Annotated in this window: 12 protein-coding genes; 8 read left to right on the top strand and 4 right to left on the bottom strand. The window is 64.9% G+C overall.

Translation table 11 applies throughout. From position 1 onward, the window contains the following. The first annotated feature begins 632 nt into the window (after window positions 1–632). From DXT74_RS13310 to DXT74_RS13340, 7 genes are all read left to right on the top strand, one after another. Window positions 633–2,159, top strand: a complete 1,527-nt coding sequence (locus DXT74_RS13310) for an amino acid permease (protein WP_043641628.1) — start codon at window positions 633–635, stop codon at window positions 2,157–2,159. A gap of 258 nt (window positions 2,160–2,417) precedes the next feature. Then, a complete protein-coding gene (locus DXT74_RS13315) occupies window positions 2,418–3,119 on the top strand; it encodes a MarC family protein (RefSeq protein ID WP_043641629.1) in 702 nt (233 codons plus the stop codon). Between the two features lie 99 nt (window positions 3,120–3,218). Further along, a complete protein-coding gene (gene yiaY, locus DXT74_RS13320; RefSeq protein ID WP_043641630.1) occupies window positions 3,219–4,349 on the top strand; it encodes an L-threonine dehydrogenase in 1,131 nt (376 codons plus the stop codon). A 302-nt stretch (window positions 4,350–4,651) separates the two neighbouring features. Then, window positions 4,652–5,071 carry a DUF488 domain-containing protein gene (locus DXT74_RS13325; RefSeq protein ID WP_194426190.1) on the top strand — a complete coding sequence of 140 codons (420 nt, stop codon included), beginning with the start codon at window positions 4,652–4,654 and terminating at the stop codon, window positions 5,069–5,071. 19 nt (window positions 5,072–5,090) lie between these two features. Next, window positions 5,091–5,519 (top strand): MarR family transcriptional regulator, encoded by a 429-nt coding sequence (locus DXT74_RS13330; RefSeq protein ID WP_043641965.1) that lies wholly within the window; start codon window positions 5,091–5,093, stop codon window positions 5,517–5,519. A 72-nt stretch (window positions 5,520–5,591) separates the two neighbouring features. Then, a complete protein-coding gene (locus DXT74_RS13335) occupies window positions 5,592–6,242 on the top strand; it encodes a response regulator transcription factor (RefSeq protein ID WP_019103219.1) in 651 nt (216 codons plus the stop codon). Beyond that, window positions 6,239–7,660, top strand: coding sequence for an ATP-binding protein (locus DXT74_RS13340; protein ID WP_194426191.1), 1,422 nt, complete (start codon window positions 6,239–6,241; stop codon window positions 7,658–7,660). Before DXT74_RS13335 ends, DXT74_RS13340 begins: the two co-directional genes overlap by 4 nt. 1 nt (window position 7,661) lies before the next feature. Here DXT74_RS13340 and DXT74_RS13345 read toward each other — a convergent pair whose 3' ends face one another. The 4 genes from DXT74_RS13345 to DXT74_RS13360 are packed head-to-tail and all read right to left on the bottom strand — an operon-like array spanning window position 7,662 to window position 11,923. Beyond that, window positions 7,662–9,062, bottom strand: coding sequence for an efflux transporter outer membrane subunit (locus tag DXT74_RS13345; RefSeq protein ID WP_194426192.1), 1,401 nt, complete (start codon window positions 9,060–9,062; stop codon window positions 7,662–7,664). Beyond that, window positions 9,059–10,069, bottom strand: a complete 1,011-nt coding sequence (locus DXT74_RS13350) for an HlyD family secretion protein (RefSeq protein WP_196783760.1) — start codon at window positions 10,067–10,069, stop codon at window positions 9,059–9,061. Before DXT74_RS13350 ends, DXT74_RS13345 begins: the two co-directional genes overlap by 4 nt. Further along, a complete protein-coding gene (locus DXT74_RS13355) occupies window positions 10,066–10,785 on the bottom strand; it encodes an ABC transporter ATP-binding protein (protein WP_081554625.1) in 720 nt (239 codons plus the stop codon). The genes DXT74_RS13350 and DXT74_RS13355 overlap by 4 nt, the downstream gene beginning before the upstream one ends. Before the next feature lie 10 nt (window positions 10,786–10,795). Continuing rightward, window positions 10,796–11,923, bottom strand: coding sequence for an ABC transporter permease (locus tag DXT74_RS13360; protein WP_081554626.1), 1,128 nt, complete (start codon window positions 11,921–11,923; stop codon window positions 10,796–10,798). Window positions 11,924–12,676: 753 nt separating this feature from the next. Between DXT74_RS13360 and DXT74_RS13365 the strand changes: the two genes are divergently transcribed. Then, complete coding sequence (locus DXT74_RS13365) at window positions 12,677–19,348, top strand: type I polyketide synthase (RefSeq protein WP_196783761.1); 6,672 nt, start codon at window positions 12,677–12,679, stop codon at window positions 19,346–19,348. Window positions 19,349–19,519: the final 171 nt, after the last annotated feature.

Raw genomic sequence — 19,519 nt, forward strand, 5'->3', positions numbered from 1 at the left:
AAATTAGCCGCTATAGAGTTATGAGCAATCGTTATATTGATATGGCGAAGGGATTGAACGAATAAGTCGGGGGCGGTTTTTTATTCGATTGGATTAGTGTTTTATTCAGTGCGGGGGTGTGAAAATTGTAAATACGATTGTGACGGTGTGTGATGTTTTATTTGTTTTAATTTGGATTAAATTTAAATTTATCTTTGTATGACAAGGTTTTATTTGTCATTTTTGCAAATGAGATTCATTATTGTTTGTAAACGAAGCAAGACGGCTGTCGACTGTGAGTTTTCCCATGAAACCACGGTGCGACGACTCGGTCGCGCCGCGCTTTAAACCGCGTGCTGGAGCGGGCGGGACGGGTGAAAACTGTATGATTCCTGCGACAGATCAATCGCGAGGGGCTTGCGGGGGCGCGTCACAGGCTCTTGGTCGCAGTCCAACCGGGTGCGATATTCCTTTGCGAACATGACATTTTCGTTTTTTAAGCCCCAAAGCCATGTTTGACTAGTCAACAGTCGTGGTTGCTGTCATTCTTTTGCGTTTCGATTACGACTGCCTGTCGTTGCGACAACAGGCCGCCGGCTGGCCGCAGCGAGCCGAAAGCAATGTCGCCGAGCAGGCGCACTTGAGACAAAGAGATGGAAAAAAAACAAGAGAGCCAAGAGCTTAGGCGCACCTTGCAGGCGCGCCACCTGTCGATGATCGCCATCGGCGGCTCCATTGGCACCGGCCTGTTCCTGGCCTCCGGCGCCACCGTGGCGTCGGCCGGCGCCGGCGGCGCCTTGATCGCCTACGCCCTGATCGGCCTGATGGTTTACTTCCTGATGACCAGCTTGGGCGAAATGGCCGCCTTCATGCCGGAGTCCGGCTCCTTCCAGGTTTATGGTTCGCGCTTCGTCGATCCGGCCTTTGGTTTCGCCCAGGGTTGGAACTACTGGTACAACTGGGCCATCACCGTGGCGGTGGAGTTGGCCGCGGCCGCCATTATCATGCATTACTGGTATCCGGCGGTGCCCGGCATCGTCTGGAGCGCCGGCTTCCTGTTGATCATCTTCGTGCTCAACTATTTCTCGGTGAAGGGCTTTGGCGAGGCCGAGTTCTGGTGCTCGATGCTCAAGGTGGCCACCATCGTCGCCTTCATCATCATTGGCTTTTTGATGATCTTCGGCATCATGACCGACCCCAACCCGCAGCGCATCGCGCCGGGTTTGTCAGTGATGCAGCAGGGACAAGGCCCGTTTGTGGGCGGCCTGGCCGCTTTCGTGGGCGTGGCCATGATCGTGGGTTTCTCCTTCCAGGGCACGGAGTTGATCGGCGTCGCCGCTGGAGAATCCGCCAATCCGGGCAAGACCATCCCGCGCGCGGTGCGGCAGATTTTCTGGCGCATCCTGATGTTCTACATGCTGTCCATCCTGATCATCGGCCTGATCCTGCCGTACAACGATCCGCTGCTGCTGAAGAACGATATGAAGGACGTGGGGGCCAGCCCGTTCACTCTGGTGTTCAATCGCGCCGGCTTCGCCATGGCGGCCAGCCTGATGAACGCGGTGATCCTGTCCGCCATCCTGTCCGCCGGCAACTCCGGCATGTACGCGTCCACCCGCATGCTGTACACCATGGCGCGCAACAAGATGGCGCCCAAGCGCTTTGCCGAGCTGTCCAGCAACGGCGTGCCGCGCAATGCCTTGTACGCCACCAGCGTGATCGCCGCGCTGTGCTTCTTGACCTCGCTGTTTGAAACCAACGCGGTCTATCTGTGGCTGCTGAACTCCTCCGGCATGACCGGCTTCATCGCCTGGTTGGGCGTGGCCATCAGCCACTACCGCTTCCGCCGCGCCTATGTGAAGCAGGGCCATGATCTGGCCGACCTGCCTTACCAGGCCAAGTGGTTCCCGCTGGGGCCGCTGTTCGCCTTCGCCTTGTGCCTGCTGATCATGCTGGGCCAGAACTACGAGGCCTTCATCGGCGGACATATCGACTGGAGCGCGGTGATCGCCACCTATCTGGGCATTCCGCTGTTCCTGGCGCTGTGGCTGGGCTACAAGTTCAAGCACAAAACCCGGATGGTGGCGCTGGAAGAGATTGATTTCAGCGAGGCGCTGGTCAAGGCTCGTTCCTTGCGCCAAGAGAATGAGAACGGCAAGCTGGCCGCCGCCACGCGCTGATCCGTTGTGAATTCTGCCGGCCTAGGTGCGGCAGTGAGTCAAACAGCCCGGCATTGCCGGGCTGTTTTTCGTAAGAGACTGATTGTTATGGATTCCGCGCGGGAAAGAGGCGCGCGCTCGATGCGCCGGAACCGGGGAGGGGCGCCGGAGTCCGAGCGAGAGCCGGTTGCAATATTGATGAATTGTGTAATATGGCGGCTGGCGCCGCGCCCGCGGCCGTTCTCGATCTGAATTTGATGGTTTCGGAGTCATTCCACCATGCAGTTGCTGACAATATTCATAACAAAGTTTCTGTTTGTGATGGCGGCCTTGCTGCCGATCATGAATCCTCCGGGGCTGGTGCCCATCTTCATCTCGATGACGGCGCGCAATACGCCGCAGCAGCGCCGTTACCTGGCGCGCCGCATCGCCATGTATTGCGCCTTGCTGCTGCTGGGCAGCATGTTCACCGGCGGCTATGTGCTGTCTTTCTTCGGCGTATCGCTGCCGGTGGTGCAATTGTCCGGCGGCCTGCTGATTACTTTCGCCGCCTGGCGCATGCTCAACGACGCGCCGCCGGAGAGCAGCCCCACCTCCACCGATCAGCCCATACAGGCGGAAAACCACGACGCGCTGAAGCAACGCGCCTTCTACCCGCTGACCTTTCCGCTAACGGTGGGGCCGGGCTCCATCTCGGTGGCCATCACCATGGGCGCTTCGCTGACCGATACCGGCAAGGGCATCGTCAAATACGCGATCTCGCCGCTGGCCGGCGGCTGCGCGGTGCTGGTGTGCAGCGTGCTGGTCTATCTGTGCTACCGCCACGCCGACAAGCTGCTGCGTTATCTGGGACAGACCGGCTCGGTGGTGTTTCTGCGGCTGTCCGCCTTCATCCTGCTGTGCCTGGGGGTGCAGATCATGTGGGACGGCTTCGGCGCCTTGATTGTCCAATTGGCGCAGGACGTGCTGCCGCACAAGTGAGCGGGATGATTGGACATCTTTTGATGTGAGGCAAATGCCGCATCGGCCAAAATAAGCATACTGCGCTTATGACAAATGTCTTAAGAACAGGAGCTTGCCATGGCGACCAGCGCTTTCTTCATCCCCTGCGTCAATCTGATGGGGGCGGGCTGTCTGCAACAAGCCGTTGAGACCATGCGCGGTTACGGCTACCGCAAAGTATTGATGGTGACGGACACCGGCCTGGTGAAAACCGGCCTGGCTGGCCGCGTCACGGAATTGCTGGGCGACGTCGGCATCGCCACCGTGCTGTTTGACGGCGTGCACCCCAATCCCACCACCGCCAATGTGGGCGCCGGCCTCGCGCTGCTGCGCGAGCACGATTGCGACGCCGTGGTGTCGCTGGGCGGCGGCTCGCCGCACGACTGCGCCAAGGGCATCGCGCTGGTGGCCGCCAACGGCGGCAAGATCCAGGATTACGAGGGTGTGGACAAGTCCGCCAAGCCGCAACTGCCGCTGGTGGCGATCAACACCACGGCCGGCACCGCCTCGGAAATGACCCGCTTCTGCATCATCACCGACGAGTCCCGCCACATCAAAATGGCCATCGTGGACAAGCACACCACGCCGGTGCTGTCGGTCAACGATCCGGAAACCATGGCCGGCATGCCGGCGTCGCTGACGGCGGCCACCGGCATGGACGCGCTGACCCACGCGGTGGAGGCTTACGTTTCCACCATCGCCACGCCCATCACGGACGCCTGCGCCTTGAAGGCGGTAACGCTGATTGCCGGCCACCTGCGCCGCGCGGTGCGCCACGGCCTGGACATGGAAGCGCGGGAGCAAATGGCTTACGCGCAGTTCCTGGCCGGCATGGCCTTCAACAACGCCTCTCTGGGCTATGTGCACGCGATGGCGCACCAGTTGGGCGGCTTCTACGATCTGCCGCACGGAGTATGCAACGCGGTGCTGCTGCCGCATGTGCAGGCTTTCAACGCCAAGGCGGCCGGCCAGCGTCTGGCCGACGTCGGCGCGGCGCTGGGCGTGGCCGCCAACGCGGAAGCGGCGATCGCCGCCATACGCCAATTGGCCGCCGATGTAGGCATTCCGGCAGGATTGACGCAGCTGGGGGTCAAGGAAGAGGATATTCCGGAGCTGGCCGCCAACGCCTTGAAGGACGCTTGCGGTCTGACCAATCCGATCCAGGCCAGCCATGAAGAAATCTGCGCGATCTTCAAGGCCGCGCTGTAATAGCATGGCCGCGGTGCAAAACACCGCGGCTTAAGACCCGCTAACAAAACCCCTGATCCTGCGTTGCGCCTCCTTGCCGTACTCAAGTACTGCCAGCGTCGGCGCGCCTTGGCTCAGGTTCTCTGCGAGGTTTTGTTAGCGGCTCTAAGAGCCTGTTCAAAGTCTCGCTCTAGCTCGCAAGACTTTAGAACAGCTTCTAATGGCGGCCCAGCCGCCTTTTTTTGACCATTAAATATCGTAATACGATATTTCTGACGACGCCGCACCGCCTCCGCCGCCAGATGAAATTAAGGAGTGACGCAATGGACGCAACAATCCGCCTGTTGCCGGTGAGCGAATACCGGCCGGGCCTTGAAAACGCTTTTCTGATTGAGGAAACCTGGCCAAAGGGCCTGCCGCGGCAGGCGCTGGACGCCGGCCACTGGCTGAAAAGCGTGGCGCCGGCGCCCGGCCTGCTTAACTGGCTGCGTCAGGATGAACGCCATTGGTCCACATTCTGTGAAGTGTATTGGGCCGATTTGGCGGCAAACCCGCAGCGCTGGTGGCCGCTGTGGAAGGCCAGCCGCAGCGGCGGCCTGGTGCTGCTGCACGCAGGCGGCGGCGAGAGGCAGCCGGCGCAGGCCTTGGCGCAGTTCCTGGGCGACAAGTTGGATGAGATAAAACGCATCGAGGCGGGGGAGCTGGCTTCACCGGTGTGCTACCGCGCTTTGCTGGATGGCTGAGCCGGAGGAGGTGCCTCGCGTGTCTGGCCCCCAGAGCTTTTCCAAGCAGGATTTCGAACGTCTGGCGGATTTCCGCTACCGCTTGCGCCGTTTCCAGCGTTTTAGCGAAGAGGCGGCCCAGCGCCATGGCATCACCATGCTGCAATACCTGCTGTTGTTGCAGATCAAGGGCTTTCCTGGGCGGGACTGGGCCACGGTGGCCGAGCTGGCCGAGCGGCTGCAGTCGCACCACCACAGCGTGGTGGGTCTGATCAGCCGCTGCGAGCAGCAACAACTGGTGGCGCGCAGCCCGGGGCGGGACGACCGCCGCTGCGTGGAAGTGCGGCTGACGCCCAAGGGCGAGGCGCTGGCGGAACGCTTGGCGCGCGAGCACCGCGAGGAGTTGCAGGCCCTGCGGCGGCTGGGCGACGTGCTGTCCCTAGACCACCTGCTGCAAGCTCAGGATTGACGCCAGCGCGGTAGATTTTGCCATGGCGCTCTGGCATGATTTTGACATTGCTTTGGCGTGCGGAGACATCCCGTGAACATATTGTTGGTGGAGGACGACCTGGCATTGGGCGAGGCGCTGGGGCAGGCCTTGCGCCAGGCCGGTTTTCGCACCGTCTGGGTGCGGAGGCTGAAAGAAGCGCGCACCTTTCTGGCCGATGAGCCGCAGGACGCCTTGCTGCTGGATCTGGGGCTGCCGGACGGCGAGGGCCTGCATTTGCTGCAGGAGTTGCGCGGCAACGGATCGACGCTGCCGGTGATCATCCTGACCGCGCGAGACGCGCTGGAGAGCCGGCTGACCGGCTTGCACAACGGCGCCGACGACTATCTGGTCAAGCCTTTCGCCATTCCGGAACTGCTGGCCCGGCTGCAGGCGGTGACCCGGCGCAGCAGCGGCTTCGTGTCGGCCAATTGGCAGATCGGCGATTTATGCATCAACGCCGACACCCGCGAGCTGTCGATGAACGGTGCGGCGGTGGCCTTGTCGCCATCGGAATTCGCGCTGATGTTCGAACTGGTGCGCAAGGCCGGCAAGGTGGTTAGCCGCGAGCACCTGGTGGAGCATCTGTGCTGCGAGTCCGACAACGCGCTGGAGGTGCATGTCCACAATTTGCGGCGCAAGCTGGGTTCGGACTGGATCCGCACCATTCGCGGCGTCGGCTATCTGTTGCCCAAGCCGGCATGATCATTCCCTCGCTGGCGCGGCGTTCGCTCTACCGGCGGCTGTTATGGACCAGCCTGAGCTCCCTGCTGGCGGTATGGCTCGTCCTGTTCGCCTGGTTTTACTGGGAAGTGACCCGAGTGGGGTCCGGCTATCTGGACGGGGATCTGCGCGGACTGGCGCGCACGCTGGCCACTGTGTACAGCGCCGACGTCAAGCCCGGGGAGCGCGTGCGCATCGTCGATCAACTGATAGGCCAGTTTGGCCATGGTTATAGCGAAAAGCCGCCGCTGCGCAGTGAGCTGGCCTACCGCATCGTCGACAAGCGCCAGCATTTGCTGGCGGTGTCCAATACCTGGCCGGAACTGGCGCAGCCTGTCAGTGCCGACGCGCCGGCCAACCAGGGGCGCTGGCGCATCCTGGTGGTCGACGCCGCCGATGCGCCGGTGCAGGTGCAGCTGGCGGTGGCGCGCAGCTTCGTGCAGCGGGTGCAGGCCGAGATCTTGGTCTTCTTTCTGATGCCGCTGATCGCGGCGGTGCCCATCATCATGTTGCTGCTGCGCGTCGGCTACGGCCGCGCCTTGCAGCCCTTGGCGACGCTGGCCACCACCATTACCTCGCGCGATGTGCAATCGACGGCGCCGCTGGCCTGCGCCGATCCCGAATACCAGGAACTGCGGCCGGTGTTCAATTCCGTCAACGAGCTGTTGTCGCGGCTGGCCACCTTTCGCGAAGGAGAGCAGCGCTTCTTCGCCGACGCCGCGCACGAACTGCGCACGCCGCTGGCGGCGATTGGCGCGCAAGTGCATTTGCTGGCGCGGGCGGAGTCCGAGCAGGAGAGGGCGGCGCTGGCGGCCTTGCTGGACGCCAGCATAGGCCGCAGCGGCGAACTGGTGGGCAAGCTGCTGACGCTGTCGCGGCTGGACGCGGAGTCGGCGCGGGTGCGGCCGGTGTCCTTCGACCTGGCGGCGTTAGCGCGCGCGGCCTTGGCGCGGCATGTGCCGCGGGCGATGGAGCGCAACATCACCTTGGCTTACGACGGCGCGCAGACGGCGGCTTGCTGCGGCGACGCCAGCGCGATGGACAGCTTGCTGGATAATTTGCTGGACAACGCCATCCGTTACTGCCCGGACGGCGCGTCCATCAATGTGGAAGTCAGCGAGGGGTTCTCCAATCTGCGGCTGGCGGTGCTGGACGACGGTCCGGGCATCGAGCCGCAGTGGCGCGAGCAGGTGTTGAAGCGTTTTGTGCGCCTGCCCGACAACACCGTCACCGGCAGCGGCCTGGGGCTGGCCATTGTCAAGCGGGTGGTGGAGCTGCACGGCGGCAGCCTGCTGTTGACCGATGGCCTGCACGGCAACGGCCTGGGGGTGGAAATCCGCCTGCCGCGCTGCGCCGAGCCGGAGGCCCCGGCCGCGGAGCGCGGGGCGCAGCCGGCATAGCTCAAGGCGTGGTCTTGTCCGCGCCCTCCCAGCCGCCGCCCAAGGCGGCGATCAGATTGGCCGCCGCCAGCAGCTGCTGGCGGCGCGCGCCTTGCACGCCCTGTTCCGCCTGAAGCTGCGCCAGCTGTGCGCGCCATTCCGCCTGGCCGTCGCTGAGGCCCACGCCGCGAGCGTCGCGCTCGGCGCGCAAGCGGCGGCTGGCGTCCACGTATTGCCGCTGCTTGGCTTCCTGGTCCGTGCCGGCGAAATGGGCTGCGGCGGCCGCGTCTTCCACCTCGTACACCGCGCGGGTGACCGCGCCGCGCCAGGCCGCGTATTGTTCTGCGGCGGCAAAGTGCGCGCGCTGGGCTTCGGCTTTGCGCTTGCCTGCGTCGAACAGCGGAATGTCCAGCTGGGGCAACAGCGACCAGTTCAGCACCTTGCTGCCGCGCAATGCGGACCAGCTGCCGGCGCTGATGCCCAGGCCGCCGTTCAGCGTCAGCGACGGCCAGCGAGCCGCCTCCGCCTCGTCGATGCGCGCGCGCGCGGCGTCGTAGCGGGCCTGGGCCGCGCTGAGGTCCGGCCTGCGTTGCAGCAGCCGGGCCGGCACTTCGCCGCCCACTTCCGGCAGCCTGAGTTCGCGCAGCGGCCGCGCCGGCGGCAAGCCGCAGGCGTTCGGCATCTGGGCGGCCAGCTGGCACAGGCTGCGTTCTACCCGCTTCAGCGCGTCGCCTTGCTGGGCAAGCAGGCGGGCGGCTTCGCTGGCCTCGCTGTCCGGTTCCAGCAACTGCCTGCCGCTGGCCAGGCCGACGCGGCGTTTGGCGGCAACCCCGGCCAGCAGGCGCTGGCGCAGCCGCGCGGCCTCCCGGAGCAGTTCGATGTCGGCGGCCAGCTCCGCCCGCGTCAGCCACAGTTCCGTGGTCTGCCGCGCCAGGCTCAGGCCCAGCGCGTCGAGGTCGCCGCCGCTGGCCTTGAGATCGGCGCGGCCGGCGCGGACCGCGGCGCTGACCCGGCCGCGCAAGTCCACCTCATAGCCCAGCGCCAGCCGCGTGCTGTAGCGGGTGCTGGGGTTGGCGGTGTCTTCACCCACTTCGCCCAAATCGAACTTGGACAGCTTGCGCCGCTCCACCGATTGTTCGAAGTCCAGCTTGGGGTAGCGGTCTGCGTTGAGCACGCCCAGTTCGGCGCGCGCGGCGTCCAGCCGCGCCAGGCTGGCGGCGAGGTCGATGTTGCCCTCGCGCACCGTCGCGATCCACCGGCTGAGGCCGGGATCGCCGAAACCGTCCCAGGCTTGGGCGTCCGGCGCATGGCCGGGCAGAGCCTGGCTGTAGCGCTCCGGCAGCGCCGGCGCGGGGCGCGAAGGTTCCATCCCAGCGCAGCCGCCAAGCGCCAGGAGCAGGAGCAGAGCGATGGGCCGCATCATGGTTTGCCCGCCTTGTCTTGTCGGGAGATGCGCACCAGCACCCGCTGGCCAATGCGGATTTCCGGCGCGTCCACCAGCGCCAGCACGCATTCAATCACCCGCACATCTTGTTTCTCGTTGGGGTCGTCGTTGTCCGGGCGGTTGCCGAACACCTGGCCCAGCCGCAGCACCTTGGCTTTGTAGACCTTGGTTTCGTCCGCCTCCAGCGTCACTTCCGCCGCCTGTCCGGGCGTTACCACGCTGACGTAACGTTCTTCCAGGTCGGCGCGGACGATGCGCGGCCCGTTGGGGGCGAACATGAACAGCGGCGTCACGTTCAGCGTGGAGGTGCCGTCGCCGGGGCGGGCCTGACGGCGGATGATGCGCCCGGCCAGCGGTGCGCGCACCACGTGCTGGTCCACTTCCAGTTTGCTGGCGGCCACTTGCGCGTCGGCGGTGGCTACCGCCGCCTGCTGACGAGCCAGTTCGGAGGCGCTGAGCCTGACCTGATCGCGGGCGTTGTCTTTTTCCTGTTTGGACACCACCTCGTCGCCGCTTAGCGCGGACACACGTTGCAGCTCGCGCTGAGCGATGGCGTGCTTGACCTGCAGCAGAGCCAGCGCTTGCCGCGCCTCGTCGCGCTCCTGCTCGCGCACCTTCATCGCCAGATTGGCTTCGCGGTCGTCGATCCGGGCCAGCACCGCGCCGGGTTTGACCTCGGCGCCTTCCTCCACGGACACCTCTCGGATAATGCCCGCGCGCGGCGCGGCGATATTGATCACTCCGCCTTCTATGCTGACGCGGCCCTTGGCGATGGCGGCCCAAGGGGATTGCTGAACCGGCGCGGGAGGCGGCGGTTCGGAGCAGCCGGCCAGCAGCAGGCCCAGCGCCGGCAGCAGGGCTAGCCGGCAAGAATTTTTGGAGGGGGCTCGGAAAACCGCCGCGAGCGGTTCGAGAGCGCGGAGCAACGCAGCCATCGGGCCGCGTAGCGGGTTTTGCGAGGTCCCCTTGGACGCGTGGCTGCTCATGCTACCTCCATCGGCGTGTTATGGACGCGCAGATCCTTGACCACCTGGCCGTCTTCCAGGGTGATGACGCGGTCGGCGTGCTTGATCAGGCGGTTGTCGTGGGACACACCCAGCACCGTGGTGCCTTGTTCCTGGGCGATCTGGTGCAAGAGGTCGATCACCACTTGGCCGTTGTGGCTGTCCAGCGCGCTGGTGGGCTCGTCGGCGAACATCAGCTTGGGCCGCTTGACCAGCGCGCGGGCGATGGCGACTCGTTGTTTTTCGCCGCCGGACAGCTCCATCGGCCGCAGCTTGGCGCGCGGGCCCAGGCCCACCAGCTCCAGGGCTTCTTGCGCGCGTTTCTCGGCTTCGGCCTTGGTGATCTTGGGGCCGTAGTTCAGGGGCAGCAGCACGTTTTCCAGCGCGGTCAGCGAGGCGAACAGGTTGAAGCCTTGAAATACGAAACCGCAATGTTCCAGGCGGAAGCGGCTCAATTCTTCTATGGACCGCTTGGTCAGTTCCAGCCCCAGCGCGGTGACGCGGCCGGAGCTGGGCGGCAGCAGGCCGGAAAGCACGGACAACAAGGTGCTTTTGCCGGATCCGGACGGGCCGATGATCAGGGTCAGTTCGCCGGGCAAGATGGACAGCGAGATATTGGTGAGCACGGTTTGCTCGGTCTTGCCGTTGCTGAACGAACGGTTCAGGTTTTCGCCGACGATGGCGGGAGAGGCGGACATGAGAGTCTCCTTATCGCAATAGGGTAGAAGGCTCGGCCTGGTTCAGCGCGCGCAGCGCGGACAGGCCGGAGAGCAGAGCGATGCCCAGCACCAGGGTGCCGGTGGCCACGCATCCCCACAGCGGCACCTCCAGCGCGATGTGGGCGTGACGAGCGGCGGCCACCAGCAGCGCGCCGACCACGGCGGTGATCACCAGGCCGGCCAGGCCGACCCAGAACGATTGCTCCAGAATCACGGCGCGCAAGGCGGAGGAGGACACCCCCAAAGCCCGCAAGGTGGCGTATTCGCGCAGCGCGGCGACGATGGCGGCCATCAGCGTTTGGCTGGTGATGACGATGCCGACCAGCAGGCCCAGCGCGGAGGAAAACAGGAAACCGGAGCCGGCGCCGGACTCGAACAGCCAGTAGGTTTGCGACTGAGCGGAGAATTCCTCCGCGGTCCAGACCTGGAACGGCTTGAAGCTGCCGCTGGGTTGCAGTTGGTCGCGCACCTGCTCGGCGCGGTTGGGGTCGCGCAGCCGCGCCAGGAAGTAGTCGGTGGCATCGTTGCGCAGATTGGGATCGATGCGGCGGGCGGTGTTCAGCGAGGTCAGGATGTTGGCGCCGCCCATTGCGCGCATGCCGTTGACGGTGCCGCCGATACGCACCCGCTTGCCGCTGAGCTCGGCGTAATCGCCTATCTTGACCCCCAGTTTTTCCAGGTCGCTTTCATCCACCAGCACGGTGCTGGGCACCGTCAGTTCCTGGCGCAAGGCCGGGGTCAGCAGGGTGGCGAAAGTCATCGCCTGCGGCCGCGGGTCAATGCCGATCAATACCGCGCTGAGTTTGCCGCCGCCGGGCCGCTGCCAGTCCGCCATGGTCCAGGTGAAACGTTCCACCGCGGTGACTTCCGGGTGCGCCCACAGGTTGTTCTCGGTTTTGCCGGGAATGGGGCGGGCCAGGTCCACGCTCTGGGTGGCGGGGTAGCCCACCCAAAGGTCGGCGCTGGAGCGGTCGATGTAGACGCCTATCGAACTGAACATGCCGAGGAGCAGGCTGAGTTGCACCTGAACCAGCAGGCCGGCGAAAGCCACCGCCAGCACCGCGGGCAGAAAGCGGCGCCACTCGTAAATCAGCGAGGCGCGAGCGAGGGAGACCATGGTCAGGTCTCCACGCTGAGGCCGGACAGGCGGAGGGAATAAGTAGGCTGGGGCATGACTGTCTCCGGAATGAAATGGAGGCAGTATGCCCATTCCTGCTTAGGGTTTTCTGAGCGTTGCCAATGGTAATTAAGAGAAGGGAGGCGAATAGGATTTTCGCCGATTAATACCACTGGTATTGGTTCGGACGTTGAATTTAAATGTCGCGCCAATTAAGGCCCTGTTCTTATTGCTTGCTCAGACTCTCCTCAGTTTTCTTTTTTATGACCGCAAATTTTATTTTTCATTAAAGGATTTCACAAAAAATAATGACTTTGGCATTGGTGTGTCAATAAAGATACATTATAAAAATCAATAACTTATATCGTTGTGTATGTTTTTTCTCCAGATCTGTGGAGGTAAATCAACCAACTGCAAGAAAGCGCTAAGGAAACGCTAAGATTTCAACGTCATAATTTTCCAAAACCGGATTTGGCAGCTTGGTTGGTAAAGATTTTGTCAAGTTTTTATCGCGGTTTTTAATGTGGTTTGGGTAATGGGCAGCAGGCGCGTGCGACGTTTGGTCGGGCGCGAATTCGATCCAGGCTTTGCGTGCGGGACCGGATTTAAAGAAAGGCAGTCGACCCTGGCCGTGCGGCCGGCGATTGCGCTTCCCGGTTGGTGCGCGGCGGCAAGCGAATGATGCGAAACAGCAGGTTCACCGCGGGAGGAGCAATGAGCAAGACCTTATCGAGCAGGATTGGACCAGGGACGTTGGATATCGCGATTGTGGGCATGGCCAGCCACTTTCCCGATGCGGCCACCTTATATGATTTCTGGACCAATATCGTCGACAAGAAGGATTCCCTGACCGACATCGACCAGAAAGACGGCGATGAGTACTGGCGCAAGGAAGACTATTACAGTGCGGACCCGAGCGCCGCGGACAAAACTTACGGCCACCGCGCCGGCTTCGTGCCGGCCATCGATTTCGATCCGGTGGAATTCAAACTGCCGCCGCTGATGCTGGAGTCCATCAGCACCGCGCAAATCTTCGCGCTGCACGTGGCCAAGCAGGCAATGCTGGACGCCAGGCTGGTGGGCGAGGACGCGCTGCCGGTGGACAAAGACCGGGTGGGGGTGATTCTGGGCGGCGCCGGCAACGGCAACACCTCGTTCTCGCTGGCTTTCCGGCAGCAGGAGCCGTACCTGCGCAAGGTGCTGAACCACGCGGGCCTGCCGGGCGCGGTGGCCGACGAGGTCATCGATCGCGTCAATCACCTTTACCTGGAGTGGAATGAGGACAGCTTCCCCGGCTTCCTCGGCAATGTCGCCTGCGGCCGCATCGCCAGCTATTTCGATCTGGGCGGCACTTCTTACATGGTGGACGCCGCTTGCGCCAGCAGCCTGGCCGCGATCAAGGCGGCGGTGGGCGAACTGGTGGACGGCAGCTGCGACGTGGTGCTGACCGGCGGCGTCAACTTGGAAAACTCCATCTTCTCCTTCCTGTGCTTCAGCAAGACTCCGGCCTTGTCCAAGAGCAACCTGTCGCGTCCCTTCGACGAATCTTCCGACGGCATGATGCTGGGCGACGGCGTCGGCTTCCTGGTGCTCAAGCGCCTGGAAGACGCCGAGCGCGACGGCGACCGCATCTACGCGGTGATCAAATCGCTGCAGGCTTCCAGCGACGGCCGCGCCAAGAGCATTTTCGCGCCGCGTCACGAAGGTCAGGTCAAGGCGATGCGCCGAGCCTATGAGCGCGCCGGCATCTCGCCGGCGGAAATTCAGTTGGTGGAGGCGCACGGCACCGGCACCCAGTCCGGCGACGAGACCGAGATCAAGAGCCTGCGCGCGGTGTTCGAAGCCGGCGGCGCCCAGCCCGGCTCGGTGGCCATTGGCAGCGTCAAATCGCAGATCGGCCACACCCGCTGCGCCGCCGGTGCGGCGGCGATGATGAAGGCGGCGCTCAGCCTGTACCACAAGGTGCTGCCGCCCACCATCAACGTCAGCCAACCCAGCCGCGAACTGGCGGACAGCGCCAGCCCCTTCTACGTCAACATCGACAGCCGGCCGTGGTTGAGCCCGGTGAGCGGCGCGCCGCGCCGCGCGGCCTTGAGCGCTTACGGCTTCGGCGGCACCAACTACCACGCCATCATGGAGGAGCACCAGGCGCGGCCGCAGGGCGATTTCCGTCTGAACCTGCGCCCGGAAGTGGTGTTGTTGCACGCGGACGGCCCGGAACAACTGCTGGCGCTGGCCGAGCACAAGCTGGAGTCCTTCCGCACCGCAGACGCCGGCTATCAGTTCCGCCTGCATCAAGGCGCCGCGGCGCGGGCGCCGGCCAATTCCGCGCGCCTGGCCTTCGTCGCAAGCTCGGCCGAACAGGCCGCCGGTTTGCTGGACGAGGCGATCAAGCTGCTGCGGGCGCGTCCGGATCAGGACTGGGAGCACCCGCTGGGCATTTATTACAAGCGCGAGGCGGCCCCGTTGGCCGGCCGCGTGGTGGCCTTGTTCCCCGGCCAGGGCGCGCAGTACGTGAATATGGGCCGCGATATCGCCAACGATTACCCGGCGATGCGCGAAACGCTGGAAGGTCTGGACGCCGCGGCGCACGCCGACGGGCTGCCGTTGCCGTCCGCGTCCATCTTCCCGCCGCCGGCCTTCGACGCGGAAACGGCGGATCGCCAGATGGCGGAGCTGACCCAGACCCGCACGGCGCAGCCGGCGATCGGCGCGATCAGCGCCGGCTACTACAAACTGTTGAGCGGCCTGGGCCTGCGTCCAGACTTCCTGGCCGGCCACAGCTACGGAGAAGTGACCGCCTTGTGGGCCGCCGGCGTGCTGAGCGACGAGGACTTCTACCGGACGTCGCTGGCGCGCGGCGCGGCGGTGGCCAGCCCGGTGCCGGGCGGCGAGCCGGGCGCGATGCTGGCGGCTTCGCTGCCGGAGAGCGAGGCCAGCGCGGTGCTGGAACGCTTCCCGGAGCTGGTGGTGGCCAATTACAACTCGCAGCAGCAACTGGTGTTCGGCGGCGCCAGCGACATCATCCGCCAGGCCCATGAGTTTCTGAACGAGCGCAAGGTGCGCAGCCAAGTGCTGGCAGTGTCCGCGGCCTTCCACACCGACTTCGTGCGCCACGCTTGCGCGCCGTTTGAAGCCAGCTTGGCTGGGATTCCGTTCCAGGCGCCGCGGGCCGCGGTGTACTCCACCGCCAGCGGCGAGCGCCACGCCGACGACCCGGCCAAGATCAAGCAGTCGCTGATCAGCCAACTGGTCAGCCCGGTGCGCTTCCAGCAAACCATAGAACGCATTCATCAGCAGGGCGGTTACTTGTTCGTCGAGATCGGTCCCAAGGGCATCTTGGGCAAGCTGGTGGCGGACATTCTCAAGGACAAGCCGCACGCGGTGGTGTCGCTGAACCCCAGCGCCAACGGCGAGGAAGCCCTGCAATTCAAACGCGCGCTGGCGCGGCTGGCGGTGGAGGGCGTGGAGCTGAGCTCCACCGATCCGCAGGCGGCCTTGCCCTTGGCCGCGGCGCCGAAGAAAAAGTCGCTGACTTACAAAATGAGCGGCGGTTTCTTCTACTCGGAGAAAGCCAAGCAGCGCCGCGCGCACGCCATGCGCAAGGATACGCGCGTCATCGACGCCTTCATCGACGAGCGGCTTGCCGCCAGCTCGCCGCCGCGGGCGCCGGAGACGGAGCGGGATAGTAGGGTAGTGGTGGAAACTTTGGTCGACAACAGGGACGACATGATGTGGCTGGAGCCCATCCATGTCATAAGCGGAGAGGGAATCATGCAACGCAGTAGCTCGGACAACGAAGTATTGAGCGTATTGGACGCGCAGATCCAGGCGCAGAACATGCTCAGCCAGGTGCATCAGCAGTTCCAGCTGAATCAGAAGGATTACATCCAGCTGCTGGATTCGCTGATGACCAAGCAATACACCTTGCTGGAGAAATTCCAGGGCAGCCAGCAATTGACGGAGGTGGTGGCCAGCCTGGGCCAGAGCCTGCAGCTGCTGGACAAGAATCAGGAGCTCTACCACGTTAATCACGAGCACTATTTCGACAACCAGCAAGCCTTGCTGGGCGCCGATGTCGCCGCGCGCGGCGGCCAGGTGGCCGCGCGTCTGCAACAGCGCGCGCCGCTGGAAGTGAGCTTGCCGACCCCGCGCGCCGCGGTGGAATTGCCGGCGGCCGCTCCCCTTGCGCAGCCTGCCGTCGCTCCTTCCGCGCCGGTGGCCGCCGTGACCGAGGTTCAGGCGCCCAAGCCGAAGCTGCAGGACATCCCGCAAGCCGTTGCCCTGGCCGCGCCGGCGCCGGTGGCCGCGCCCGCTCCCGTAGCCGCCGCGCCGGCCGCCGTCGCGATCAGCGCCGAAGACCAGGCCCTGATTCAGCGCTTCGAGGCCTTGACCGAGGCCGACCTGATCAAGCAACTGATCGACATCGTCAGCGACCGCACCGGCTACCCGGCGGACATGATCAATGAAGAAATGGACCTGGAAGCGGACCTGGGCATCGATTCGATCAAGCGCCTGGAAATCTTCGGCGCCATGTTCGACCAACTGTCCGCCGAAGTGCCGCACTTCCAGGACATGGAAAAACAGAAGGACATGGAGACCTTCGACATCGACGCCTTCAGCAACATTCGCAAGATGGGCGGCTTCTTCAAGCAAACCATCTCCGAACTGCTGACCGAACTGAAGCAGGGTTCCGCCGCCGCGCCGGCCGCGGAAGCCGCTCCGGCTCCGGCGGAAGCGCCGGCCCCGGTTTCCAGCGAACCCGCCTTGCACGAAACCCCGGCGGCGGAAGCCAAGCCCTTGCGTCAGCTGGGCGTGGTGTCGTCCACCAAGAAACTGGTGGCCGACGTTGCCGTGGAGGACTCCGCAGCAAAAAAATCCCTAGCTGAGCCCCGGGAGACGGCATCTGCCCTCGCTCAGCAATCCCCTGTAAGTGATGCCCATACGGTAACCGCGTCCATCCATCGTTTTCAGGCGCGGAAACAGGCTTTGCCCAAGCCGGACCTGCTGGAGCTGGCCGCCGGCCGGCTCTGGCTGCTGACCGACGACGGCAAGGGTTTAAGCGAAGAAGTGGCCAAACAGCTGCTGGCCCACGGCCAACAGGTGGCGCGGCTGGTATTCAAGTGGCAGCAGGCCAAGGGCCAGCGCAAGGCGATCAAGCACGTGAACGACTACGTGCTGGAACGCGCCGACGAGCTGGCGCTGGAGGACGTGCTGTCGCGCATCGCGGTGGCCGAAGGGCAGGTGGGCGGCTTCATCCATCTGCAGGCGCCGGCCGGCAACGTCAAATCGCTGGCCAACGCCTTCCCCGCGGCCGAGTACGACACCGCGCAAGCGCTGTTCCTGCTGGCCAAGCTGCTACAGCCAGCGTTGGCGCAGCCCGGGCCGGGACGCGCGTGCTTCTTCGTGGCCAGCCAGCTGGACGGCGAGCTGGGCACCGCCCGGTGCGCCGCCTTCCCGGTGGCCGCCGCTGGCGTCAGCGGCCTGAGCAAGGCGCTGAACATCGAGTGGGAAGACGTGTTCTGCCGCACGGTGGACTTCGATCCCAAATGCGGCAAGAGCGCCATCGCCGCGATGTTGCTGGAAGAGCTGCGCGACGTGCAGTCCGACGTGGCCGAAGTGGGCCGCGGCGTCAAGGGCGAGCGGATGACGCTGGGCTTCGAGGCGGCGCCGACCGATCCTCAGGCCGTGGCCAATATCGACGCCAAGACCGTGTTCCTGGTCACTGGCGGCGCGCGCGGCATCACCGCCGAGTGCGTGATCGCGCTGGCTAAGCGTTATCCGGCCCGCTTCGCGCTGCTGGGCCGCACCCGCATCGACGCGCCGCTGCCGGAGTGGGCGGAAGGCGGCGGCGAATTGGCCGAGCTCAAGGCGCGCGCCATCCGCCACCTGCAGCAGCAGGGCGAGACGGTGACGCCGGTCAAGGTGGACGCCTTGCTCAAGGACGTGCTCCAGCTGGCCGAGGTGCGCGCCACCATCGCCAGTATCGAGCAGGCCGGCGGCCAGGCCATCTATCTGGCTTGCGACATCGGCGACGCCAAGGACGTGGCGCGGGCGGCGGCGGAGGCGCAGCGGCAGCTGGGGCCCATCCGCGGCATCATCCACGGCGCCGGCAACCTGGCGGACAAGCGCATCGAGAAAAAGACCCCGGCGGATTTCCGTTCGGTGTTCCACACCAAGGTGAAAGGGCTGGAGAACCTGTTGGCGGCGGTCAAGCCGGACGGCTTGCGCCACCTGGTGCTGTTCTCTTCGGTGTCGGGCTTCTTCGGCAACGCCGGCCAGACCGATTACGCGATGGCCAACGACGCGCTGAACAAGTTCGCCTACCTGTACCAGACCCTGTACCCGAAACAGCAGGTGCGCAGCATCAACTGGGGTCCGTGGGACAGCGGCATGGTCAACGACGTGCTGAAGAAGGCCTACGCCGACCGCGGCCTGGCCATCATCCCCACCTCCGTCGGCGCGCAGTTTTTCGTCGACGAGTTCGCCGCCGGCCTGGTGCCGCAAGTGATCGTGGGCGGCGGCAGCTACAAGGTGGGGCGCAAGCAGAAGACCCTGCCGGCGCTGACCCGGGTGGAGCGCGAGCTGGACCCGGCCGTCAACGGCTTCCTGGCCGATCACGTGGTGGGCGGGCAGCCTGTGCTGCCGGCCACCGCCGCGGCCGGCTGGATGGTGCAGCTGTGCGAAGACCTGCTGCCGGGCTACCGGCTGGAGACGCTGACGGACTTCCGCGTGCTCAAGGGCGTGGTGTTCGACGCCGGAGAGCAGCGGCGCTTCATCGCCGAACTGAGGCCGGTGGACGAAGCCGGCGGCAACGGCGACCGCCACACGCTGGACGTGAGCATTTTCAATCAGGTGGACGGCGCCGCGCTGAACCGCTACCAGGCGCGGGTGACCATGACCCGGCTGGCGGCGGAGCAGCCGGCGGACGGGCCGAAGGCGCCGACCGGCGCGCCGCTGGAGCATCCGCCGCTGTACGGCGACATGCGCGACGGCGCCTGGCTGTTCCATGGCCCGGCCTTCCGCGGCGTGCAGACCTTGTTCCGTCTCGACGGCCAGGGCCTGCAAGCGGGCGGCCGGCTGGCCGCCGCGGCCGGACAGGGGCAGTTCCCGGTGAACTCCTTCAATCCCTACCTGGCGGACGTGGCGTTGCAAACGCCGCTGGTCTGGCTGATGTCGCAGTCGGACAAGGCGGGGCTGCCGCTGCAGATCGCCGAGTGGCGGCAGTACGCGCCGCTGGCTTTCGACCAGGCCTTCTATCTGAGCATGGCGGTCACGGCGCAAACCGCGACCACTCTGCTGGCCGACGTCATCGTCCACAGCGCCGACGGCAAGGTGTACAGCAAGCTTTCCGGCTTGCAGTTCACCGTGTCGAAGAAGCTGCGGCAGTTGATGTGTGACCCGGAGGCCAGCGTGGCGGTGTGACGCGAGCAAGGCCGCGCCCGCGGGCGCGGCCGGTCCTACAGCCGAGGCGCGGCGGCGGAGCGTTCGCCTGACCGCCGCCGCACTCGAAATCGGCCCGCGCCGGTTCAATCCTGATCCCGCGCCGCCGCCCGCCGCTTCAACAGCGGCCGGCGGTGGAGGGGGACGGTTGCG

This window comes from Chromobacterium sp. Rain0013 (assembly GCF_015291765.1).
GTDB classification, from domain to species: Bacteria; Pseudomonadota; Gammaproteobacteria; order Burkholderiales; family Chromobacteriaceae; genus Chromobacterium; species Chromobacterium haemolyticum.

Coding starts and splice junctions, on each gene's coding strand:
- DXT74_RS13310 (WP_043641628.1), top strand. CDS start 633: ATGGAAAAAAAACAAGAGAGCCAAGAGCTTAGGCGCACCTTGCAGGCG.
- DXT74_RS13355 (WP_081554625.1), bottom strand. CDS start 10,785: ATGTCCGCCTCTCCCGCCATCGTCGGCGAAAACCTGAACCGTTCGTTC.
- DXT74_RS13345 (WP_194426192.1), bottom strand. CDS start 9,062: ATGATGCGGCCCATCGCTCTGCTCCTGCTCCTGGCGCTTGGCGGCTGC.
- DXT74_RS13350 (WP_196783760.1), bottom strand. CDS start 10,069: ATGAGCAGCCACGCGTCCAAGGGGACCTCGCAAAACCCGCTACGCGGC.
- yiaY (WP_043641630.1), top strand. CDS start 3,219: ATGGCGACCAGCGCTTTCTTCATCCCCTGCGTCAATCTGATGGGGGCG.
- DXT74_RS13325 (WP_194426190.1), top strand. CDS start 4,652: ATGGACGCAACAATCCGCCTGTTGCCGGTGAGCGAATACCGGCCGGGC.
- DXT74_RS13360 (WP_081554626.1), bottom strand. CDS start 11,923: ATGGTCTCCCTCGCTCGCGCCTCGCTGATTTACGAGTGGCGCCGCTTT.
- DXT74_RS13315 (WP_043641629.1), top strand. CDS start 2,418: ATGCAGTTGCTGACAATATTCATAACAAAGTTTCTGTTTGTGATGGCG.
- DXT74_RS13340 (WP_194426191.1), top strand. CDS start 6,239: ATGATCATTCCCTCGCTGGCGCGGCGTTCGCTCTACCGGCGGCTGTTA.